The sequence below is a fragment of the Enterococcus sp. AZ104 genome (genome assembly GCF_050546705.1).
GTDB lineage: Bacteria > Bacillota > Bacilli > Lactobacillales > Enterococcaceae > Enterococcus > Enterococcus faecalis.
Genome location: NZ_CP172952.1, coordinates 2603232 through 2626956 on the forward strand (window position 1 = coordinate 2603232; position 23725 = coordinate 2626956).

Annotated in this window: 22 protein-coding genes; 3 read left to right on the forward strand and 19 right to left on the reverse strand. The window is 39.5% G+C overall.

Features of this window, described 5'->3' with window-relative positions; genetic code table 11:
• Positions 1-88: 88 nt before the first annotated feature.
• Entirely contained in the window at positions 89-1288 is a 1200-nt protein-coding gene (locus tag IGJ37_RS12435) for a hypothetical protein (RefSeq protein ID WP_073438193.1), read from the forward strand.
• 79 nt (positions 1289-1367) lie between these two features.
• On the opposite strand, the gene IGJ37_RS12440 is transcribed toward IGJ37_RS12435, so the two are convergent.
• From IGJ37_RS12440 to IGJ37_RS12450, 3 genes are all read right to left on the reverse strand, one after another.
• Complete coding sequence (locus IGJ37_RS12440; protein ID WP_002365397.1) at positions 1368-1997, reverse strand: NAD(P)-dependent oxidoreductase; 630 nt, start codon at positions 1995-1997, stop codon at positions 1368-1370.
• Positions 1998-2055: 58 nt separating this feature from the next.
• Positions 2056-2481 carry an Rrf2 family transcriptional regulator gene (locus IGJ37_RS12445; protein WP_002383201.1) on the reverse strand — a complete coding sequence of 142 codons (426 nt, stop codon included), beginning with the start codon at positions 2479-2481 and terminating at the stop codon, positions 2056-2058.
• Positions 2482-2569: 88 nt separating this feature from the next.
• A complete protein-coding gene (locus tag IGJ37_RS12450) occupies positions 2570-2953 on the reverse strand; it encodes a YccF domain-containing protein (RefSeq protein ID WP_002365398.1) in 384 nt (127 codons plus the stop codon).
• A gap of 163 nt (positions 2954-3116) precedes the next feature.
• On the opposite strand from IGJ37_RS12450, the gene IGJ37_RS12455 reads away from it, so the two are divergent.
• Positions 3117-3908 carry a hypothetical protein gene (locus IGJ37_RS12455; RefSeq protein WP_002367471.1) on the forward strand — a complete coding sequence of 264 codons (792 nt, stop codon included), beginning with the start codon at positions 3117-3119 and terminating at the stop codon, positions 3906-3908.
• Positions 3909-3960: 52 nt separating this feature from the next.
• Here the strand turns inward: IGJ37_RS12455 and IGJ37_RS12460 are convergent, their stop codons facing one another.
• From IGJ37_RS12460 to IGJ37_RS12515, 12 genes are all read right to left on the reverse strand, one after another.
• On the reverse strand, positions 3961-5097 hold the full coding sequence (locus IGJ37_RS12460; RefSeq protein ID WP_002367472.1) for an ArgE/DapE family deacylase: 1137 nt from the start codon (positions 5095-5097) through the stop codon (positions 3961-3963).
• A 129-nt stretch (positions 5098-5226) separates the two neighbouring features.
• The gene (locus IGJ37_RS12465) at positions 5227-6111 is read right to left on the reverse strand and encodes an RsiV family protein (RefSeq protein WP_002365402.1); all 885 of its coding nucleotides are present in this window, start codon (positions 6109-6111) and stop codon (positions 5227-5229) included.
• Positions 6112-6135: 24 nt separating this feature from the next.
• On the reverse strand, positions 6136-6633 hold the full coding sequence (locus tag IGJ37_RS12470) for an RNA polymerase sigma factor (RefSeq protein WP_002354845.1): 498 nt from the start codon (positions 6631-6633) through the stop codon (positions 6136-6138).
• Between the two features lie 236 nt (positions 6634-6869).
• Positions 6870-8351, reverse strand: a complete 1482-nt coding sequence (locus IGJ37_RS12475) for a helix-turn-helix domain-containing protein (protein ID WP_252671609.1) — start codon at positions 8349-8351, stop codon at positions 6870-6872.
• Positions 8326-8811, reverse strand: coding sequence for a hypothetical protein (locus tag IGJ37_RS12480; protein WP_252671610.1), 486 nt, complete (start codon positions 8809-8811; stop codon positions 8326-8328). Before IGJ37_RS12480 ends, IGJ37_RS12475 begins: the two co-directional genes overlap by 26 nt.
• Before the next feature lie 104 nt (positions 8812-8915).
• The gene (locus IGJ37_RS12485; protein WP_172451671.1) at positions 8916-9995 is read right to left on the reverse strand and encodes a DUF916 and DUF3324 domain-containing protein; all 1080 of its coding nucleotides are present in this window, start codon (positions 9993-9995) and stop codon (positions 8916-8918) included.
• A 105-nt stretch (positions 9996-10100) separates the two neighbouring features.
• Positions 10101-10859, reverse strand: coding sequence for a WxL domain-containing protein (locus tag IGJ37_RS12490; protein WP_430598930.1), 759 nt, complete (start codon positions 10857-10859; stop codon positions 10101-10103).
• The gene (locus tag IGJ37_RS12495; RefSeq protein WP_002385162.1) at positions 10860-11660 is read right to left on the reverse strand and encodes a WxL domain-containing protein; all 801 of its coding nucleotides are present in this window, start codon (positions 11658-11660) and stop codon (positions 10860-10862) included. It abuts the gene before it with no gap.
• Positions 11661-11664: 4 nt separating this feature from the next.
• Positions 11665-12399, reverse strand: a complete 735-nt coding sequence (locus IGJ37_RS12500) for a WxL domain-containing protein (RefSeq protein ID WP_002354838.1) — start codon at positions 12397-12399, stop codon at positions 11665-11667.
• A complete protein-coding gene (locus tag IGJ37_RS12505) occupies positions 12356-12745 on the reverse strand; it encodes an LPXTG cell wall anchor domain-containing protein (RefSeq protein WP_002354835.1) in 390 nt (129 codons plus the stop codon). The genes IGJ37_RS12500 and IGJ37_RS12505 overlap by 44 nt, the downstream gene beginning before the upstream one ends.
• Positions 12746-12764: 19 nt before the next feature.
• Positions 12765-17624, reverse strand: coding sequence for a hypothetical protein (locus IGJ37_RS12510; RefSeq protein ID WP_430598931.1), 4860 nt, complete (start codon positions 17622-17624; stop codon positions 12765-12767).
• 366 nt (positions 17625-17990) lie between these two features.
• Entirely contained in the window at positions 17991-19004 is a 1014-nt protein-coding gene (locus IGJ37_RS12515; protein ID WP_002365410.1) for an alpha/beta hydrolase, read from the reverse strand.
• A gap of 165 nt (positions 19005-19169) precedes the next feature.
• On the opposite strand from IGJ37_RS12515, the gene IGJ37_RS12520 reads away from it, so the two are divergent.
• Entirely contained in the window at positions 19170-19715 is a 546-nt protein-coding gene (locus tag IGJ37_RS12520) for a cysteine hydrolase family protein (RefSeq protein WP_002406506.1), read from the forward strand.
• A gap of 196 nt (positions 19716-19911) precedes the next feature.
• Here IGJ37_RS12520 and lrgB read toward each other — a convergent pair whose 3' ends face one another.
• The 4 genes from lrgB to IGJ37_RS12540 all read right to left on the reverse strand — a co-directional run bounded on the left by lrgB (position 19912) and on the right by IGJ37_RS12540 (position 23641).
• Positions 19912-20595 carry an antiholin-like protein LrgB gene (lrgB, locus tag IGJ37_RS12525; RefSeq protein WP_002365411.1) on the reverse strand — a complete coding sequence of 228 codons (684 nt, stop codon included), beginning with the start codon at positions 20593-20595 and terminating at the stop codon, positions 19912-19914.
• The gene (lrgA, locus tag IGJ37_RS12530; protein ID WP_002354829.1) at positions 20592-21011 is read right to left on the reverse strand and encodes an antiholin-like murein hydrolase modulator LrgA; all 420 of its coding nucleotides are present in this window, start codon (positions 21009-21011) and stop codon (positions 20592-20594) included. The genes lrgB and lrgA overlap by 4 nt, the downstream gene beginning before the upstream one ends.
• Before the next feature lie 151 nt (positions 21012-21162).
• On the reverse strand, positions 21163-21891 hold the full coding sequence (locus IGJ37_RS12535) for a LytR/AlgR family response regulator transcription factor (protein ID WP_002367483.1): 729 nt from the start codon (positions 21889-21891) through the stop codon (positions 21163-21165).
• Positions 21872-23641 (reverse strand): sensor histidine kinase, encoded by a 1770-nt coding sequence (locus IGJ37_RS12540; RefSeq protein WP_002358984.1) that lies wholly within the window; start codon positions 23639-23641, stop codon positions 21872-21874. Before IGJ37_RS12540 ends, IGJ37_RS12535 begins: the two co-directional genes overlap by 20 nt.
• Positions 23642-23725: the final 84 nt, after the last annotated feature.

Genomic DNA, 23725 nt, shown 5'->3' on the forward strand with positions numbered 1-23725 from the left:
TCAGGAAATTTATTAATTATTACGAAAAAAATGTTCATTTTCTCACAATACATTGTATAATAACGTTATATCGAAAGGAGAGAAATGAATGAGTGTAGTATTAGTACTTTTGGGTCTATTAGGGTTACTTGTCAGCGGGGGACTGACTATCAAAGCATTAATCAAGAAACAACCGAAAAAACAATATGGCTATGCCGCATTAGCAAGTGCCGCTCTATTTATTGGTGGGGTTGCCACGACAGATTCTTCCCCAACGCTTTCACTTGATGCAGAGAGTGTTGAAACCGATGCCAATGGCTCAGCCACCATCAAAGGCGAATACGACGGCAACAGCAAACTAACGGCCAATGGCAAGGAAGTAAAAACGAAAGACAAAACGTTTGCTTACAAAGTAAAACTGTCCGATGAAAAAACGCAAAAAATCACTTTTGTTGCTGAGAAGAAAGATACCAAAGTTGAAAAATCAGTCGAAGTCACACCGTCAAAAGAATTTATTGCGAGCATCACAGATTCTGAGCAAGAATTGGCCAAAACAGAAAAAGCCTTAGCTTACGCTGAAAAACAACCTTCTCAGAAAAACTATGATGAAGCCGCAACCTTAGTATCTTCATTAAGTCAAGAATACGAGGAATACAATGATCGCCTTGAAAAAATCAAAGAAGCAGTACCTGTTGATGAAGCAGTTACAACTGCTGAAAAATCTAAAAGTAAAAGCGATTATCAAGCAGCTGAAAAATTAGTAGCTGCTGCCCCAGTTGGCAAAGAAGGATTTCAACAACGATTAACGACTGTTCAAACCGCTATCGCTGAAAAAGAAAAAAATGAACAATTAGTCGCCAGTGCAACTGCCGCTGTTGAAAAAGCTGAACAAGAACCAACCAATGAAGCTTACTATAATGAAGCGATCAAACAAATTGACGCTTTAAACTCCCCAAATCAAGCTTTAACAAAACGGGTAGCCGTTGTTAAAACTCAATTAGATGCCCACAAAGAAAAACAACGAAAAGAAGCAGAAGCTCAGAAACTAGCCGCTGAAAAAGCGCAAAAAGAACAAGCCGAAGCGGCAGCAAAAGCGCAAGCTGAAGCAGAGGCGCAACAAGCCGCACAGGCGCCGGCGGAAGTCGAGACGGCTGCTGCAAATGCTGGTCCAGAAACAAGCGCAACTGTTCTTGTGACACCAACTGGCAGTAAATACCATGCACGCAAATGTGGAAATGGAACCTATACGGCAACTACGTTGGCAGATGCCCAAGCAAGAGGCTTAACACCTTGTTCTAAATGTTATTAATTTTTGTGTAAATAAAGAAAGAAGCGAGAGATAAAACATTTTATCTCTCACTTCTTTCTTTATTTATGATTTTTTTCTTTTATTGATACACACTGATTCGTTGATTTGGGTGTGCATTACTTTCCACTTCATCTAACATGGCAACGGCGTAGTCTGCGTAACTAATGTAGCTGTCACCTTGACTATTGGTTGTTAATTCTTCGCCAGCGACTTCATAATGGCCTGTCGCAGGACCATCAGCATCAAACATGGCTGCAGGACTAATATAGGTCCAGTGGATGTTTTGAGCTTCTTTCAATAAGTTTAAAGCTTCGCCCATCGCCGAAGCTAATGGCTGAATTTCTGCTGGGAATGATGGTGTATCTTTTAATTGAGTTGTGTGTTCTGGGTCCACATACAAGGTTCCAGCGCCCCCAACGACAAACAAGCGCGTTTTTTGATTGGTTAAAATCTCAATCAAATGCTGGGTAGATTTGGGGAAATCTTGCACATCAGGGAATCCTAAGGCACTAATTAATACATCAAACGCTTGAATATCTTCTGTTGTTAATTGATAAACATCTTTTTCAATGGTCGGTGTGCCATCTGTTATTTTTGAGGCATTACGAACGATGGCTGTCACGTCCATCCCGCGACGTTTAGCTTCTGCTAAAAGTAATTGTCCTTCTTTTCCTGTTGCTCCTAATACTGCTACTTTCATGTAAATCATCCTTTCATTTTTAAATAGAACTAAAATAGTTACATTTAATACTTTAAAAGTAGAGAGATTACTTATCTCTCTTAACTTCTATTTCATGAATCACATCTGCTAAGGTGATGCTTTTCAATTCTTCTTCCATTTTTTGTTGCACTTTAGTAAATTCAGTTTCTAGTACCGATTGGATATTTGCCCCAACGGAACAGTTTGGATTAGGATTTTGATGGATATTGAAAATCTCTCGTTCCAATTCAACCGCTGTATAAATTTCATACAGTGAGATCTCTTCTGGTTTCTTTAATAAGGTATTTTTATTGGCTCCACGCATGGAATGAATCAAGCCGGCTTTTTTTAACTGGCTCATTAGTCGTCGAACAACGACTGGATTTGTATTCACGCTCGAAGCAATGTATTCAGAAGTCACTTGTTCTTGAGGACCTGTTTCAATCAAACTTAAAATATGAATCGCAACACTTAATTTCGTTGACATGGCCATGTCTAATCACTCCAAACTAAATGTAACATTATTTGTTACATTTACAGAATACGCTGTTTCGTTTTATTTGTCAATGAGAAACCTCTGACTATTCAAAATAAAAATCATTTGTTGAAACAACACGGGCCCCAAACGGCATTAACGCTAATTTCGCCAATTTAAAGGACTGTTGCCCAAACGGAATACCGATGATTGTCAGACAAAGAAACAAGCCACTAATACAATGCCCAATTGCTAATGGTAGTCCACTGATAATCAGCCAAATAATGTTTACCACCAAAGATACGCCGCTATCACTATACACGACTCGCTTTTTAAACGGCCAAAAGCTCAACCCCGCTAATTTAAAACATTGTAAACCAATCGGAATACCGATAATTGTAATACACCAAATCACGCCTGCGAATAGCCAAGATAAGCCACCAAAAAAGCCGCCAAAGATGAACCATAAAATATTGCCAAGTGTTTTCATTCTTGTTCCTCTACTTTCCTCATTAAAAATTATGTATGTGAGTAAGTATACCACGAAAGCTTCTTTTTGTTTCAAACAATATTGTAAGGTCGCTGACTCGTTAAAAGACGAAGACGCTGTTTCATGATACAATGAAGAAACTAACGATAAAGGAGTAGACTTCATGGACTTACATTTAACCGTTGATCTAAAAAAAACAAAGACACTCATTGACTTAGCCGATCAGGCCCACTTAATCATTGAACAAACAACTAAATTACCGAAAAAAGAGGCAGCGATTCTTTTCTTGCTAAGAGATAACCAACTAGTTGCTTTAGGACTTGCTGAAGAAAAAGCTACATATAAAGAAGTTTCTTTTGATCACTCAATTTTATTGAAACCGACTTGGGACACAGAACTTGCCTATTTAGCGCAAGCTTTCCTAGATGATGCGAAAGAAAGTGGTTTAACATTGGAAGCGACCCCAACGACAGTCAAAATTCCGAAAAGTGCGGTAGCGACAGTGACTAACTATAAAGAAACAGTCACCTTTATCTTGGAACGTTTTGGCTACTCTCTGTTTAAAAAACCGGCGCCGAAGAAAGCCAGACCAGCCAAAGCACGCCACAAATGGACAAAAGAAGTCAGCCAAATTCCTTTTTATATTGATACTCGACAAAGCAAAGCAACTGTTTTTTGGCAAAAGCGCAATGAAATGCTTATTAAAGCTGGCGCGACAATGATGCCCGAAGCCCCTTTAAATAAAGACGGGTCTGTCGGTTTCTCCGCTAGATTTGGTGAAAAACTTCGTGATGAACGCAAGGGCCAATTTAAAGACTTTGTCACAACGGAAGATATCGTCTTAAAAAGCGTTAATGAAGTCGGCTTGTTTCTCTATTTTGCTGGAACAAACAGCTGGTTAGAGCTAGTTGATGAGAACGGCAAAACCTTAAATGAATGGACTGTGGTGGAATAAACCTTATAAAAAATGTCACGCCTGAACTTTACGATTCAGGCGCGACATTTTTTTAATTTAAATAACTTTTTGCTATCGCTTGATACTTATCAATCATATCTAAATAATTATCAATTTCGACATATTCGTCGACTTGGTGTGCAGTAGTGGTCACACCTGGTCCAAAGACAACGCAATCAAATGTATTGTCTGATTTAGTAAATTCAGCTAAGTCTGTGGTCCCAGCGCTTGTCACTAATGGTAATGGTTGATCAAATTGGGCTTGAATGGCTTGAATTAACGCAGAATCTTTCTCAGCTTTTACAGGAATTTTATTGTAATCAATCGTTAATTCTAACTGATGTTTTTCTTTTTTGTTCAATTCATCGACAATTTTTTGTAATAATGCAATGACTTGATCGTTGCTGAATTCTGGAATTGAACGGATATTCCCTTGCAAGGCTGCTTGACCTGGAATACTGTTCACTTGTGTGCCACCTTTAATGACGGTTACATTGTGAATCGTTCGACCTAATTCAGGATTTTCATAGTTTGCTGTGACTTCCGCCATTTGTTGGTTTGCTTCTGTAATAAATTCGTTCAAATTATTAATCGCGTTAATGCCTTCTTCTGGCATCGAACTGTGGGCTTCTTTTCCGTGTGACACAACAGAATAGTTAATTGAACCCATGTGCGCATACATCAAGTTATAATTGGTTGGTTCTCCAATGACTAAGGCACTTAAATCATCCGCATAGCCTTTTTCAGTTAATTGGCCAGCACCTAGCTCACCGACTTCTTCACCAACTGTACCTAAAAATTTAACCGCTCCATTTAATGGAACTTCCTTTTCTTTTAATTCAATCATTGCTAAAACCATTGCGACTAAGCCGCTTTTCATGTCCGTTGCGCCACGGCCATACAATTTATTTCCTTCAATATGGGCCGCAAATGGTGGGAAAGTCCATTGACTTTCATCCCCTTCAGAAACCACGTCCATGTGGCCACTAAACCCTAAGACTTTTTCTCGGTTTTCACCTAAATAAGCAACCAAACTACTACGATTTGGTGCATAAGAAACAAGTTCAGAAGGGATCTCATATTTTTTCAAAAGATTTTGTAAATAGATTGCCACTTCTTCTTCGTTTCCATTTACAGATTTAATTTTAACCACATCTTGTAAAATACTAATTTTTTCTGATTTTTCCATTGCCATTCGCCCTTTCTTGTTATGCTTAATTCTAGTGTACGCTTCTCTCAGTAAAACCGCAACTGACTTGGTTAGGTCAGCAAAAAACACGCGACAGTTTTAAGAAATGTCGCGTGTTTTTTACTGAGTTTATTTTAAATAATTAGGCGCTGCCAATTCATTCTCAATGACTTGATTAGGGATCACAAATTCAGGGGTGCCCATATAGTAAGGCGCAATTTCTCCTTGAGGAAACACAATCACTAATTGGTGTTTTTCATTGATATAGAAAGGTTGGTCCTTTTTAATTTTTTTGAAGGGTTGAACATCACTGGGGGCATCCTCTTTTTCGGACCAGTATATTTTATTGCTATCGTTCTTCATTTGGTCTGCTATTTGTTGTTTAATTTCACTACTAATGACATCAATGTAAAAATCATTTTTAAAAATTAAGGGGAGTGAAACGACAACATTGGCTCGTTTGTCGATGGTGTCATATTTCGTTGTCGTCGCAGAGCTGCCTTTAATTTCTGTGAAGGTTCGTTTGACCACTAGGAAGCGACGGTCGTCCACGACTTTTTCATAATCTCCAGTGACTGAAACACGAGAACCATCAAACAATTGCCCTTTGACTTGTTGAAATTCTGTTTGGGCTTCTTTCAAGTATTTTTTGTTGAGCGTGTCGGCTACTGAAGATTCTTGGGATGTTTGGATTTTAGGGACATCGATGTTTACTTCACTTTCCTGTTTTTTCGCTGTCAACGTTTTGATGGTGACTAATTGAACAATTTTATCTAACACAGGAATGTTGCGGGCTGCTTCACTAAAACCTGGAAACAAATTGACTGATAAGACAAAGCCACAAGCCACCACTAAACTACTTTGCAGTGAGCGGTTTCTAAAACGAAGCCAGGTGTACCGCTTTTTCTCTTTATGAAAACGCGCTTTGACTTCCGCTTGTAGATCCGTTGGCAACGGTTGTTGGCGGTATTCTTTTGAAAAGTTTTTAACAACACTTTTTACAAAATCTTCCATTATTTTTTCGCTTCCTTTCTTTTACTAATTCAATAGACTTCGGAGTTCATTCAAACTGCGGTACATCTTCGTTTTAATCGTGTTTTCGTTAATATCCAGGATCAAGGCGATTTCTTTTAGCGTAAATCCTTCAAAAAATTTTAATAGAATAATTTCACGATTGGGACTATCTAATTGATTAATAATTTCTTCAATTTCTAAAAAACTGCGTTGGGGATTATTTAAAAGGGCTAACACATGTTCATCTTTTTCAATATGAACAGCTTCTCGTTTCTTTTTACGCCAATAATCTGTCGCTACAGAAAGCAGAATTCGAAAGAACCACGCTTCAAAATCCTTAATATCGGGTCCTTTTTGGATGGCCTTCAGTGCCTTTTCAAAGCTTTCTTGAATCACATCCAAGGCATCTTCTTTCGAATGTGTATAGTTAAAGGCAATGCGATACATTTTTTCATATTTGGTATCCACAAGCGTTTCTAACGCGCGAATTTGTTTTTTTCTTTTCCAACCATCGAAAACCATCGATTTCTGGAACCTCCTTTCCTGTACACTTATATAGACGAATCACAAGCATAAAAAGTTTCAACTTTTTTATTATTTTTAATTTTTATATTCTAAAAGAAAAAGCGTGGTACAAAAATCACTTTGGATTTTTGCTTCACGCTCAAAATCTGATAAACGGCGGGAACAGAACCAGCTCCTTCGGAAATAAGCCGAAATTATCCAAAAATTAAAGAACAATTTCCGGAAATTTCTTCTTATTTCTCGGAGCTAAGCGGTGCTGTCCCGACCTTGTTTTCTTCTCCCGAGTGCGGTCTTAGTGCACTCAGCGTTTTAATAAAATGCGACCAATCAACAGGACGTGGTGGCGCTAGCCAAATAATTTGAGTAATCTCAGGCCAATCGACAAAATGAATATCCGATAAAATTAATTGTACACTTTCATCTACATGTGCTTTGAAAATGATATTCCATTCCGTAATTTTTTCAATATTTTTTTGTATCATACGATTATAGGCTTCACCAAAGGAAAAGTCGACACACAATGTAATCGGAGCCAAAACTTTTTTCAATGGTAACGCATCCACCATTAACAACAGATACCGATAAAATAAAAACTGTCTGGCATCCCAAACAGCGGGATTCGTTTTTTGTTCTTGAATAAATTGTCGACTAGCAGAAAAATACTCTGTATACGTTTCTGCAAAGTAGGTTATATCCATTTTGCGATAACTATAGTTTGCTTCTATTGGAAAATGGAACAATTTAAAATGAACGATTGTTACTTTTTGTTCAAAACCTCGCAGGACTTCCTCGGAAAGCTGAAATTGTATTTTTAAATAGCTTAACAAGTCACGATTCAATTGTTGAATTTCTGCAAATTTTTGGCAAAGTGCTGCTGAAGCTACTTGAAGCCACTCTTCAGCAATTAAAAATAAGAGTAAATAATTGCCTTCGTTTATTCGTTGTGGTTCTGGGACTTGAAGACTCTCTAACCAATTGAAAACATTCTGCTGATTGTCACCGGCTAATTGTTTTAACACTTGCGAATCTACTTTTTTCTCTACATAAAACTGTTGCTGCGTTCGTACTAAAGAAACCGCCAAAAAATGAAAACATTTAGCTTGTGCATAGCCCGCACGTTGATTAAGATGTACCTTCTCAGAAAAAAATAGCTCAAAGTTCCGAATCTGCTCTAAAACTTTTTTACCGTACAATGAAAAATCACGTTGGTATAATTGTAAAAAAACCAGTGTTGTTACTTCGCGTAAATTGGTTTCATTTCCCACCAAGTGAAATTCTTTATTAATTGTAATTTGATAATTTTCCAGCATTTTCTTTAATTCCTTGAACTCCTTATAAGCCAATGTGTGACTAACAAAGTGTTCTAAAGCAAACTCATTCACAGAATCAAAACGCTGAAAAAAGAAATCTTGAAACATAGCAAAACGTAACGACTCTTTAATATAGCAATCAATCAAAGTATCGGAAGTTTCCGTTCCTGATTCATTAAGAGTTAAGAAAATACCATCGCTCACAATTTGAAAATCCTCTGATAAACCAAATTCAATAAAATCGGCATTTAATTCAGCGACCGTTTTGTTCACGATAAATTCAGATAATTCTAACTCCTGCATTACAGTTTCTTTTGACTCTGTTAACATCGGTGCATTTTCCAGTAACTGAAATAAGGCGATTTTTCTTTTATCAACTTTATTTAAAAACATCATCAATATCATAGACTTCTCTCACATCCATTTTTTTCCCATACAATCCATTTCCTGAAAGAAAGTACCCAACCGCTGCTAAATAGCTTTCAGATTCTTCATCGCCGCCTGCACCAAGTCCGTTAGGAAAGACAAAATCTTTATTCACTTGTAAGGGATAAGCCGTTGTTTCTTTTGTTTGTTTCTTTTTTTCTTTTGACATTGCCGGTTTCTCCACAGGTTTGTCTTTTTTCTTGGGTGAAGGCTTTTTTTCTTCAGAAGGAACCGTAGTTTTTTGATCTTCCGGAGGGGTCGGCGCAGGTTGTTCCGGTTCTGACTTTTCCTGAGGGGTGATTGATTCTGGTTTTGGTTGAATTTCTTCCGTTGGTTCTAAGGGATTATAAATAGGTGTCGCCAATGTTTGAATTGGTTCTATTTCGACAGCCGTAAAAATTAGCAAAGAACTAAATAAAAAAAGATACTTTTTTCTCATGGCTTCTCACTCTCTCTACCTCTACTTTATGGGAAGCAATTCCTTGTAAAAGTACCTTTACTTTTACAAGGAAAACCCTTTTTGTCAATAGATAGCCCTTTTTATTACTCAGATTGTTGTTCTTCCTCTTTTTTCTTTTTACGATACAAGAAGAAAATCAATAAGAGCAGCGCTAGAATGATTAATGCAATCAGTAGATACAACCACCAATTAGTTCCTTTAATGGTTACGTCTTTTTCATTTAATTCTTTAGCGACGTCCCCAGAAATAGTAAATTCTTTTGTAAATTCCCATTTGTACAGGTACCGTTCTTCACCATTGGCGCCTTTGACTTGATAGGTGCCCTTTTCATCTTTTACACCATAGGCCGTTGATTTCAAGACATATTTCCCTGGCGTTAATCGTTCCCCTTTTAAAGAAATTGGGTAACTAAAGTTAGAGTTTGGCGCCACTTGCATATCCTCAGTATCGGATTGGTAAAGCGTTTCGCCTCCTTTTGAAACAGTGTTGATTAAATGTAATTGGTTTAAGTAGGCCGCTTGTGGGTTTTGTAAAGAAACATTGATGACGTTTCGCGCGTTGACTTGGCCTGGTTTAACCCCTAGTAATTTTAAATCTGGTTGAACCTTTGTCTCATTTTGCTGAAGAATAATAGCCACAACATAGGAGTATTCATTATTAATAGCTAACCCTTTTGATTGATCCGCAGAAGTCGTGGTTTCTTTCTTTTTCTCTTTGAGTGTTATGCCGCCAGCCATCACGCCATCAAAAGAATCTTTAGGCATCGTGATGGTTAAAGGTAAGGTCTTTTGGGAATGCTTCGGCAAGATGATTTCTTTCGGTGTTTCCACATAATCTTTTAAGTTAAAGCGTAAAGTTTTGTCAGGTTTGATCCCGTTTTGGCCATATTCTACTACGCCATTTAAATTTGTTGTCGCTGAGTTCACCGTATTTTCAATGGTAATGTCTTCATCTGTATCATTGCGTAACTGAATTTCTACGGTTTGTTTGGCACCAGGCGCCATTTTTAAGTCAAAGTAGGTTTTTGATTTGTCCACTTGATTTTCGGGAATTGTTGGTGTGACCGCAAAATTAAATTCAGAAGCGTGCGCCTCCACGCCAATCCAGCCAAATAACATACAAGCGATTACCGTTGCATATACTTTCCATCTGTTCATATTCATTCTCCTATGTCTGTCATTCTTTGTTGTATTATAAGCACCAAAAGACCGAAAGATAAGCCAAAAATTTTTGACTTATATCCCGATCTTGCGTGTATGCTGTCGTTCTTAGTTTCCTGTGTTAGCAGGTGTATCTGTCAAAGTCCAAGTAAAAGTTGTCGTGTATTTTTTCGCATATTTTGTGGTTGAACCAGGTACTTCTAAGGAAATACTTGTTTTAGCGGTATCTACACTATCGCCCCAGCTCATTAAGTACGTACCCGCACCTTCTTTATCGCCAGCAGCCATGACCACTGATTCAGCCCCAGTTGGGTTTAATTCAATCGTAGCTGGCGCTGTCGTTGGTTTTGCAGATTGTGAAGCTGAAACCACGCGTCCGTTGCTTAAAGTTACTTTGGTCGCTGTTAGTTCTTGGTTGGATTCAGTTTTGAATTGACCATTTTGTTTTACTTTTAGCGTCCAACCTGTCTCAGTCCCACGATTATCTGAGACTTGAACAAAGTTTGGGCCTTCTTGGTCGGCACCAGCGTTATCTTTGTATTTTTGTGTTTCTGCATAGTAGGTCATATTTTTTGAGGTAATCGTTTGTTCCCCAAAAGATAAGCTAGATGCATAGTCAATGGATAACGGACCTGCTGTCCCTGGCTTAGGCCCTGTCGGATCAGTTGGATCAACTGGCGTAATTGGTTTATCCGGATCTGGATTCGTCGGATCAACTGGATTCGTTGGGTTCGTATTTGGTGCAAATTGAATCGCTCCGTTTGTTTGGTATTCACCACCGTCGACTGCTAATGCACTCATTGGTACAAGTGCCAATGCGCCTAAAGTTGTGGTTGCCATCAATGTCATTACTTTTGTCTTTTTCATTTATTTCCCTCCATTATTTACTGGTACATCTGAAAGTAGCCAAGTCAATGTTGTTTTATATTGTACTGCATCCTTAGGGGTTTTCCCGGGAACAGTTAGTGAGATTGCCCGTGTGATCGTGGCATTTACTTGCTGTCCTTGTTGATTTTTTTCGGTCACTTTTTCTGCTTGCCCCCACAGCGTGATCCACGTTCCGGCGCCGGTCTTTTCTGGGGCTTGCATGACAACAGTTTCTGCGCCCGCAGCATCTAATTGAATGTTTGCGGTAGCAGTTGGCGGCAATACGTCCGTCGCATTTGAGCGCACACTGGGCTCAGTAAAGGCGACGGTGGCGCCTGTTAATTCTTTGTGTAATGTTTCTGCATTACGAAATTGACCATTTTGTTTCACTTTTAAAACCCAGCCAGCATTGGTTCCCCGTAAATCACTTACTTGTACATAATTAGCAGTTGCCAATTCACTTGCTGAACCATCTGGATTTTTATAGGTTTGCGCTCTGGCAAAATACGTTTGATCCTTATTCGATATCTCATTACTCCCAAAATCCAAACTTGAGGCATAATCGATGGAAAGTGGCCCAGGTGTGCCTGGATTAGGTCCATCAGGATTCGTTGGATCGACTGGTCGAACTGGTTTTTCTGGATCGGGATTTTCTGGATTTACTGGATCCGTCCCATCTGTGCTTGGGGTAAAAACAATCGACTGTTCGCTATCAAAAACGACTGTCGCCGCTTCAGCAGGAACAGTGGCGCCAAGCAACATTGTTCCGAATAACAAGGAGTAGACGACTGTTTTTTTCATTTACTTAGCCTCCAACATTCGTTGGTACAGATTTCAATGTCCATGTTAAGGTCGTACGATATTCTTTTGCTAATTTAATCGCTTTACCTGGGACATTTAATTTCACGGCAGTAGCACCTTCTGTCGCATCTTTCCCAAAACGATAGACCCAAGTCCCCATTCCTTTGCCATCTTCTGCTTTGACTAATTCTACTTCTGTTCCAGGAACAAAGGTATGTGCTGCTGTTGGTGTTGGCGCGTATGCGGCATCAACAATCGATGTCACACCTGCATTGGCAATCGATAAAGCGGCCCCCACTAATTCTTCATTTTGGGCTGTTTTGAATTGCGCATTTTGTACAGCGCTTAACGTCCAGCCTTCTTGTGTCCCGCGTTTATCCGTTACCTGAACATAGTTGGGACCTGTTGTCCCATCTTTAAATGTTTGAATTTGTGCGTAATAATCTTTCGTATCGGAAGTGATTTTTTGGGCGCCAAATTGAAAGCTTGAAGCATAGTCAATTGATAAGGGGCCTGCAGTCCCTGGTTTTGGTCCAGTTGGGTCAGTTGGATCTTCTGGTTCAACTTTTTCATCTGGATTGGTTGGGTTAACTGGCTTCGTTGGATCTGTATCTGGTTCAAATGTAATGGCGCCATTACTTGTATAGTTCACGTTAATGTCTTCCGCAAATGCTTGTTGTGTCGCTAGGACACCGCTAAATCCTACAATCCCTACTACTGCTAATACTGTTTTTTTCATCTTCTCTTCTCCTTTTAATAAATAATATGCCTATAGTGATAAGGCTGATTCCCAAATAAATAAATGGTGCTTGATTGGTGGTACCTGTCGCTGGTAATCTTCCTTGTCGCGATCCATATACGCCAGAAGAAAGGACGGATGAAGCGCCTCCGTCAGCTGGCTTGGTGGGTTCGGTCGTTGTGGAAGAATTACTAGTCGCTGTTGTCGACTCTTCTGTGGGATATTCATACGTTCCATAAAAGGAGACAACACCACTATTTTCATAAGCTGCTTCCCCAAACGCAGTGTCTGAATGACAGAAGCTGAAAAGACCTAAAAAACAACTAAGCAAAAGGTATTTTTTCATCTCACTTCTCTCCTCCTTGTTATGGTGCCATGACTAATGACCATGACAATGTCCCTTTGAATTCGCCAACTTTTTGTTTCTCGACTGGCACAGATAGTTTAAGTCCCCGTTGGTTTGCCGCACCCCAACCTTGGTTAATTGTATAACTACCTGAACCGGAGCCTTCATTTTCTGTAACAACCGTATCTCCTTTATTGAGTAAAAATTCTCCTTTGTCTGTAACCAATGACAAATCTTCCAATTGATTTGTGCCGTTCGTTAAGGGATTCGTTACCTGAACATTCAGTTTCCAAGGCGTACTTTCTGTCCCGCGTGTGTCTTGAACGACTAAATCATCTGAAAGAGTTGGCCAGTAAACTTCTGGCTTGGCAGAAATTTTTTGTTTGCCAAAATCAATTGTTTTAGGTACTTTTTCTAACGTTAATTCACCTGAAATAGACACATTGACTTTTTTATTTAACGTTTCACCAGCTTCTGTAAATTGATAATTGGCTGGCACCGTTTTGGCTAATTCTTCTGGTTTCGCTTGCTGAATGGCTTGGAAGGTTGCGGCATCAAGACTTGGTGTTTGATTGGCCCGACCATCTGCGAAAATCACCGTTGCTTGTGTCCATTGTGCCAACTCGTCTGAATTCGTTAAGCCATTTGCTTCTTTTAATTTCAAATGCGCACTTGTCGCATACAAAGCAAACGAACGATCTTTGGCAAGGACACTTTCATTTTTCACAACAACTAAATGAACCGTTTTGTTTTGCAAATTATCTCCTGACGTCCCTGCTTCTAATTGAATATCATGTGTCCGCGATACAGTTTTTTCTGCTAACGGCGCTTGAATTTGTGGTAAATCCGTCTCTTTTAATGAGGTCTTGAAAAACGGCCGACCTTTTGCACCGAGCATTTCTATTACTTTATCGACAGTCGTTAGTTGCGCTGCCTCATCTTCTGTGACAATCACCGATTGCCCCGAAAGTTCCACTTTATTTGAAAATTGAACTTTCACCTGATAACTGTAGTTCATATTCGTCGCTTTCCATGAAAGCGGGGTGGTATCTTTCTGCTCTGGAATTTGCTCTATCGCGCTCCCAACTTCACTAGATTTAACCGTTCCTTGGTGCAACCAAGAACCTGTTACTTCGTCAGGAAGGAAGCTTAGGGTTGGTGTTAAAGCACTTGAGGTCGGAATCATCAAACGTCCTTTTTGAACTTTTTGTCCAGCTACTTCGGTGCCCCACGCTTGTAAGGTTAATGGCGCATTGCCGGCTTTGACCTCTTTTACATCATGAGAAATAGTACCTGCACCTGCCACAATTCCAGGCGTTTCCACTTCATAATCGATGATAGAGCCAGGAATTGCTATTCCATAGCCATTGGCGCCCTTGGTCACATCGTTATCGCCAATAAATGTTTTTCCAGTCGCTTTTTCAATCCCATGAAACGTTGTTGGCGTAAGTTTTGTAGCATTATTGACCGTTGGATTAATCGTCAAGACCTGATAGGCTTTGACATTTCCAAACCAAGTCCCTGTGCTATCCACCAAAGCAGTTGTATCTGTCGTTGGTTTAATCCATAAAAGTTCATCTTTTGTTGGATCGACAGCTTCAAAATCCGCAATGTTTACCTTACCTGTACCAGGAATTGTTTCTAATGTTGCATGATCCTGAACCGTTAGTTTGCTAGCTGAGATTAAATTGGCCGTGTTGGTGATCCCAATTCCAGCGTTTTTAGATAGATGAATTGATCCGAATTCATTGTAAGTCGTACTGTGGTTCGCGGCAGTAGCAGAAACGCCATTTTTGATGTTCCCACCATTAGCCATTAATTTAATGCCATTGGTGACATTTAATTCCGTAAAGTTGACAACGCCTAAGCCTGTCGCATTTAGTGGTTCTGTTTGATAGTTATCGGTGCCGTCAACGTTAGTCCCAAAGTTAAAGGCCACTTTATTTGAACTAGCATTCACAATTGCATTAGTGAAATTATCTGTTGATGAACCACCGGATAAACCGTTAATACTAACTGCACCTTGAACATTTGCGGTAACATCACGTAAGATTTTTCCGCCACTGATATTGGAATACTGTGTCGCATATAAATTTCCAATACTAGAACCCGCTGCTTGAATATTCATTGTAATCTTGCCGTTCTTGGTATACGCAGCATTGGTTCCACCATCACCGTAAATGCTGGCCCCATTTAGAGATTCCACACCTGTTTTAGTGAAAATATTTAAAGTAATTGTGTTTGATTCATCCGTTCCTAGTGTCGTATTTTGACCATAGGGCCGACCACCAGTAATGTAGGTATTACCAGGCAACTTAAACTCTCCGTTGTAATTTCTTAAATCAATTAAGAGTTTGGCATTTCCAAGAAGTGAGCCCGCATTGGTAATCCCACCTGAAAAACCGTTCGCGCCTGTCCGAGGAGTTCCTGAGAAATTTCCTCCGTAGATGCGATTGTCTGAATTACCAGTAATTGTATGGCCACCGCTTGCTCCATAAGAAGCGCCCATCGAAGCATTAATTACTCCTTCATAAACCGTTACACCGACATTCCCAACATTTTTGGCATCATTCCAGCCACCGCCTGAAAGAAACCAATCGACTTGACCATTATTAACGATTGTTTGACCGTTTCCATAAACTCGAGCTGCTTGATAGCCTGTTCCTTCTAATGTGTCAGCAATCCCGCCATTCAATGTGTTAGAAGTATTGCCTTCAACGACACCTGAAAAAGAGCCACCATATGTCCAGCGAGCAATGGTATTATTTAAAACAGTCTTAGTATCTCCTTTTATATAGATATCCCAAGTATCATTACTAGCAGGATAGCCGCCGCCACCAACAATATCCCAACCTGAACTATACCCACGACTTTTATCGGTCGTTGAATAATCTAAACTCGTCGGTTTTGCGCCTGAATAAGCCATACCATCGCCACCTAAAGACCCATCACCATTCGCTGTTCCCACTTCAATTGTTGTATTTCCTTCAATATAGCCGCCGCGGCCAGCTGCAGTTGAGTAAATTGCACCATTATTAAACGAACCGCTGACTAATTTAGAAGAAATATTTCCAAAAACTTTAAAAGCTGCTGCTGATTTGGCTAATTCTGCTCTTTGTTGTGGTGTATAAGCATCATACGTTGCTTCATTTGAGGCCCCAATTTGACTCTTGTTAAATTTCGAAACATTGTTACCAGCACCGCCGTTAAAATCATTAATACCACCAGCGGAATTCGTTCCTGCTGTAACCACATTCGTAATATCTCCGATGATCGTTCCAGAATATTGGTTGCCTCCTTCAAAATCTGCACGACCCGCACTATACAACTGTGTATTTAAATTTGTAGTAATTCCATCAGTCGTACGATTCGTTCCTATATCGCCACGGGAAGAGCCACCAATAAAACGTTGACCCGCTGTATACCAACGGCCATATCCAGAAATATCGTTTGTTACTTTTCCACCAATATTTCCGTATTGAACACCGCCATAATACGTACTTAATTGGAAACCTGTAGCAGCATTCGTAATCGCAACCTTTGTTGAGACGTTACCAGTAACATTCGCTGTGTTGGTTGCGTTGGTCCCATAACCGCCCCCATAAATTGAAGCAATTCTGCCACCAGAATCATTGACAACCAATGAAGTATTCCCAGTCACTGTCCCAATATTGGCGCCCCCACTTAATGTATTTAGTCCGCTCCGTGTATTGTTAATAACAATCGTAGGATTTCCAGCTAAATTACCACCATTTTGGTTTCCGCCATAGAAATTCCATGTCCCTGTACCTGTACTATTTACTGTTAAAGTTGGGTTTCCTGAAACATCTCCTGTATCCGTTCCACCGTATACGGTCAGACCGTTTCCACTAGAACCGCCATTCAAGTTCAAACTGTAACCATTTAAATACATATTCGTACCTGTATAGTTTAGATTTCTCAAAGTGATGTTTGAGCCAAAATAGATATTTTGATTAAATCCTAACGTCTTAGAACCCGTTGGCGCCGTTTGATCCATACTAATCGGATCCGCGCTGTTTCCAGTAATCACTAAATGATTGACCTTGCCTTGCAAGGCGTAAAAGGTCATATTACTTGCCGTAACGGTGTCAGGAATCACTTTAGCGGTGGTCGCCGCACTCGTCGTAATATTGTTTCCTATATAAAGAGTGAAATCGCCATTGTTCCCCTGTTGATACAAATCAAACAAGGCTTCTTTCAAGCCAGCCTCTGTCGATGCATATTCTTTGTACGCTGCTCCATCTCCTGCAGGACTTGGCACAACAATCACTTTTGTTTTATCCGCAGGAGCAATTGTGTCCGCAATGGACTGATCAACTGAAACAGCTCTGGCCATGCGTGTCAGTTTCTGTTTAAAGACAGCCGTAAGTTGTGTATCTTCTGAAAACTCTAATTGAAGAAGTTCTTCATTTGTATATGTTTTTCCTTGGTAAGACCAGCCAACGAAAGTCGCATTTTCCTCACTATTCGCCCATTTTGGTAATTCTTCTGTCCGAAGTGGCTGATTTTTTTCTTTTACCACTTGATAACTTTTGGCATCATTTTGAAACAAAGCTTGATCCGTTGTTTCAAAGGTCAACGTGATTTGCTTCTGCTCTTCGCTTGGTTTTATTTCTGTGGAAGAGGTGGTTACTTTTTCTGTGATAGCACTAGATTCCGTCATTGATGACTGTTCTATAGAATGTGCGCTGCTTTCTTTTGTTGCTTCACTTGTACTGGTTTTTGCTGTTTTTGGCTGTGTCTGCGTACGTTCTGTTTGTTGCTCCCCTTCAATCGCCCACGCTGAAACAGATAAAAATGGTTGTACAAGTAAACAAGTTGCCAATAAAACAGCGATTTTCTTTTTCATTAACTTCATCACTCCTCCCTCGAAGTAAACTTTCCACAACCAACCTATGGCTCAAGTATACGAAGTTTTCTTCTGATTTTTTTAAAGATATTTTCTTAATTTCAAAAAAAAAATTTATTTTTTAATTTTCTTTTTGTTAACTAAACGAATTTTTTGCTGTTTTTGTAAGATAAAAATGTTAATTTGTTCACAAAAATAACAAAAACGTTGTTTTTAACATTAAAATTAACAAACGAGTTCGTAGTATAGCACGGATTTTTTCTCATGTAAACATCATTAAATAAACATTTTTGTTTAATTTATACATATTTCTCAGCTGAAAAAATGACAAAAATAAATAAACAGAGGCCTTAGAAATATTTCTAAGGCCTCTGTTTATTTATACGTATTCACAAACTGGACTGTTTCTTGGTAACATTGTTTAGCTTCTTTTGTTTGATAGTCGAATTGATATTCGTGGGTGATCGTTGCTTTCTTATCTTTGAAAAAGAGAGCTGAAACTGGAACATTTAAAGTTTTTAACCGCTGAACCAAGGCTAGTCCTTGCTCTTGGAATGAAAAGCTATTGCCATCTGTTAGATACGTCGGGGGAAATTCTTTGGTGACTTTATCCACTAAACTCACTTCTTGCAGTTCTGCACTCGTCTGCCAGTCTTTAGTGCCGAGCAAGGACCAAGCCACTGTTTTAACGAAAAATTTCATAAAACGATTATCACTTTGTTGGTTGGCCATTTGTTTCAAATCCACCGGACCACAATACGAGAGCGTGCCTTTTAAATGGCTAGCCGGCAATGCTGCAGTCATCCCTAGTTCTTTGGCATAGTTGGCATTGGTTTGAACTGTTGCATATTGTAGAGCAATCTGTGCACCCGCACTGTCCCCGCCAATAAAAAGCTTAGATAAATCTAACATGGGATACGCTTGTTTCTTTTCTAATAAAAATTGAACAAGTTCATTGACCTGCTGGAGCTGGCTTGGATAAGGTGCGTCTGGTGCTAATTCATAATTCATTGAAATAAAGGCAACTGAGGAATCAGCCACTAAACGTGTCGCAAACTCTTTCATCCCAGACTTATCTCCTCCCACATAGCCACCACCATGGACCCATAAAACGACTGGTACCGCTTGTTTTGACGTTTGGGGATAATACAAATCAAAGGTATTCTTTTTTCTTGAAGAAGGGTATGTTTGATTTTCTTGAAATTGGACATTGGGTAATGCTTTATCATAGGAAGCTGAATCTTTTATTTCAACTTCGCCTGCGAATAACTGGTTGATGACCCAAGCGCCTGGCTTAGGGGATAATTGAAAGGCGAGAAACACACCTAAGCAAATAACCACAATGATTCCTAACAACCAAAGGATAAAACGTACGATTTTTCTTTTCACTCTATTCACCTGCTTTAATTTGTAGCAAAATTATAGCATGTTTTTTAGCCAAAGCGTTTATTTTGAAACAGCTTTTTTAGAATTTGATGTACTTTTATCATTTGAAATGCTTTCTTAAAAGCTGTAAAATGAACAAAATGACTTTAACCTTTAGGAGGTTGCCAAATGAAAGCTCTGATTTCCATTGATTATACGAATGATTTTGTCGCCACAGACGGAAAACTAACCACTGGTGCCGCTGGACAAGCCATTGAAACGGCCCTTGTTCAACAAACAAAGCACTATTTTGACAATGGCGATTTTGTGGTTTTTGCCATTGATGGGCATGACCCCCTAGATCGCTATCATCCTGAAAATAAACTTTTCCCGCCCCACAATGTCTTAGGAACTGACGGGCGTAATCTGTTTGGCTCGCTAGCTGATTTTTATCAAGCTCACAAAAATGAGGCAACCATTTATTGGATGGACAAACGGTACTATTCTGCTTTTAGTGGTACAGATTTGGACATTCGATTACGAGAACGAGGAATTACAGAGCTTTGTTTAACTGGTGTTTGTACAGATATTTGCGTGTTGCATACGGCTGTCGATGCCTATAATTTAGGCTATCAATTAATGATTCCTGAACGCGCCGTTGCTAGTTTTGATGAACAAGGACACGAATGGGCGTTACGCCACTTTAAACAAACTTTAGGAGCAACCATTCTATAAAAAGACTGGTCAATCCTTCCACGCGCCCTATCTATACTCAAAAAATCGTGTAAACAACACAAAAGAGCCTGGGACAAAAATCACTTTGGATTTTTGTCCCAGGCTTAAAAATTGATAAACGGCGGGAACAGAATAAGCAGAGACTGCTAGCTGATAGAAATTAGCTACTCATAAAAGAGTGGGGAAGCCCACTTTTTTATAGACCAATGACCGTTGCAAAGAAAGGAACTACTAAAACAGTAACTACACCAACCACTACGACAGAAATACTAGCCATAGCAGCCTCTGTTTCGCCCATTTCTATGCCAACTGCCACACCTAGGGCATGTCCGGCCGCACCTAAAGCTAAACCTTTGGCGATTGGATTGTTAATTTTAAACCATTTCAATGCAATTCGGCCCAAGGCATAGGTTAGTACACCATTGAAGATTACAGTAAACGCCGTAATGGAAGCAATGCCGCCAACAGTTTGAGAAATAGGTACGGCAATCGCTGTTGTAGCTGCTTGTGGTAAGATTGAGGCCACTAAATGATTATCCATGCCAATCACTTTTCCTGCAAAATAAACAGCCACTAGCGAACCAAAAGAACCAATTGTTAACGCCGTTAAAATTTCTAACCAATATTTTTTCAACACGTCTCTCTTTTTATATAAAGGAATCGCAAACGCTACTGTCGCAGGCTCTAGAAAGAAGCTGATATATTTGCCACCTTCATTGTATTGCTCGTAACTAATTCCTGTTACTTTTAAAACGACAACGCCTAAAATCATCGCAACGAATAATGGCGTAAATAAGAAGAAACCTTTACTTTTTTTAAACAACCAAGTACCTATGCCAAATACAGCTAATGAAATAATAATGCCAACATACGGATTCATGCGCGAACCTCTCCTTTCGCTTTCTTCGTTGCTGCGGGTTCTTTTTCTTTTCGAGCATCTTTCATATGCAATAAAAAGGCGCCCGTCCAACCAGTTGTTGCTAGTAACGCTAATGTTGCTACTAAAATAACAAAAACAATTTGAACGCCAAATTGTTGCATAATCCCTAAAGAATTAACTAAGGAAATCCCTGAAGGAACAAATAAAAATGTAATAACCGTTGATAAGCTATTACCTAGCCCTTCCACTTGCTCCAATTTAACAACTTTTGTACATAAACCAATGAACAATAACACCATGCCAATTACTGAAGCAGGCATTGGTATTGGGGAAATGAACGCCAAGCCGTTGGCGATTAACATAATAATGGCAAAAACTGCTGCTTGTTGTAAAAATGAATATACTTTCTTTTCCATTCTTCTTCGCTCCCTTTTGTCTGTTTTCTATGGGTTAAGTATATAAAGAAAACGTTTTTTTAAGGGCTTTTTTTCATGAAATGCCAGAATTTCTTCACCAAATGCAAAAATCACCACTTGAAATGCATTCGACATTTCAAGTGGTGATTTTTTAACTTAAGCCAAGTTTTTCTTTAAATTCTTTGACATATGAACGGCTAACAGGTACTTTTGAGCCGTTGGTTAAAATTACTTGCAACGTGTTATTAAACCACGGCTGAATTTCTTGAATTTTTGTTCGATTCAAGATGAAACTTCGATGCGTTTTAATAAAGAGCGTGGCAGGTAATTTCTGTTCGATACTGTTGAGGGTCCCTGTCATCTTGTAGACCTGTTGATCTACAAAAATGCTCAGTTGCCGTTCTTCGACAGAAACGAGGTAAATATCTTCTGGCGCCACAAGATAAATGCGGTCTTCCCCTTGAATAGGTATTGCTTCAGATTTTGGTCCTTTTTCGGCAGTGTTTTCTGGGACAGCTTGACCCATTTCTTTCGATGCTTTTTCAATGACTTGTGTTATTTTTTCTTCTTCAAAAGGTTTCAAAATATAATCTTTTGCATTCACTTGAAAGGCCTTTAACGCATATTGATCATAGGCGGTTGCAAAGACCAAGTAGGGCGCTTTTTTAAGATGGGTTAATTTTTCCGCTAAATCAAACCCGCTTTCATCAGTCAAATGAATATCTAAAAATAACAGATCTGGCTTTTGATCCATCATCTCTTCCATTGCCTCCGCCACAGAATCCGCTTCTGCAACGCTCGTCACTTGCGGATGTTGGGAAACAAGATAGCTCAATTCTTCTCGTGCTAAGGGCTCATCATCAACGATTAATACGTGCATCTAATTCCTCCTGTTCCATCGGGATTTCTAAATGAACATGGCTCCCGCCTGTCTCTAAATTTTCAATTAAAAAACAACCTTCTGATCCATAAAGGTTCGCCATTCTGCGGGACAAGTTTTCCAGTGCCGTGCCGGTGCCTTTTTCCGAAGTCACTGTCGTCTTTCCTAATAGCAAGCGGCGTTCTTCAGGAATCCCTTGCCCATTGTCATACACATCCACATGTAATTTGTGTTGTTTTGCTTTGACCACTACCCGGACTTGATTGTTCTCCTTCCGGCTGCCAAATGCATGCTTGATGGTATTTTCCACTAACACCTGAATCGCATACGGCGGTACTTTTTCTGAAGCAACCGCTTCTTCCACGTCAAATGTTACTTGATAACGATTCGGAAACCGTGCTTGTTCTAATGACAAATAGGCTTTTACTTGTTCTAGTTCTTGTGAAACTGGGATTGTAGTTTGCACGGCTCCCTGCAAGTTGCCTCGAAAGTATTTACTTAATTGGAGCAATAGTTTCCGCGCTTTTTCACTGTCTTTCCGCATTAATGCGGAAATAGTATTGATGGCATTAAAGAAGAAATGCGGGTTCACTTGCGCTTGCAAGGATTTAATTTCAGCTTCTTTAAGTAATTTTGATTGTACTTCCGCTTCACCTAATTCAATTTGTGAAGAAAAAATTGTCCCAAGACCTTCTGCTAACTGTTCCTCGACATGCGTTAACTGCGCTGGATCCGTAAAGTACATTTTTAAGGTGCCAACAATTTGCTGATGGGAAAATAATGGAATCACAATCGCCGCTTGCAACGGACAATTAGGGTCCGAACAACCGACTTCTTCTTTGGCATGTGCGATGGTCATTCGGCCCGTCCGTAACACTTCCCGAGAAAGCTCTGTAATGACTTCTAGCTCTGGAATATGATGATCGCTTCCTGCGCCAACATGAGCTAAAATTTGATGACTGTTTGTCATGCTAATCGCACTGACTTTTGTATAATGCTTAATAATCTCCGCAACTTTTTTGCTGGAATTTTTATTGAGGCCTTCTCGAAAATATGGCAGTGTTTCCGCTGCTAATTCCAAAACATCGTGCGTCTGAACCGCTTTGGCCTGCTCTTCTTGTTTCAATGTCGTTGTTAGAATCGACATAAAAATGAACGTTCCTACGCTATTTAACAAAATCATCGGCAGCGCAATAAAACGAACCAACGTGGCCCCATCCGATAGATCACCGCTGAAAAAGAAAATAAAAATCATCTGAATCATTTCCATGCACGCTCCGACAATGGCAGAAAAGCCGGCAGACGGAAAAACGGTTTGCTTTGCCATGCGGCTCCCTAAAAAACCGGCAATTAAGCCAACAATTAAAGAAGCAGGCACATAAAAGAAACTATGCCCCCCGCCTTGAATAACCCGATGAAAGCCAGCAATTAAACCAACCGTACTGCCGACAATCGGACCACCCACTAATCCAGAAACGCCAATTACTAACGTACGCGTATTCGCAATGGAAGCATTGCTGCTTAAATAGGTTAGTAAATTATTGGGAACAATCTGATTCTTAGCGATTTCGATACCTGTAAAATTAGAAATAATAGCAAATAAACCAAAAATCAAAATCAATTGAACTTTTGAAGACATTTTTTCACGACTTAATAAAACACGCTTAAAATAAGGCACATTCACTAAAAGAAAGGCCAGTAAAATAATTAAGCCTACCCGTTCCATCATTAAAATAAATAATTCGACCACACCGGCACCTCCTTCCTATTAACTATACTATAAATCAAAGAAAAGAAAAAAATGAAGCTTCTCAAAAAAGAGGCTTCATTTTTT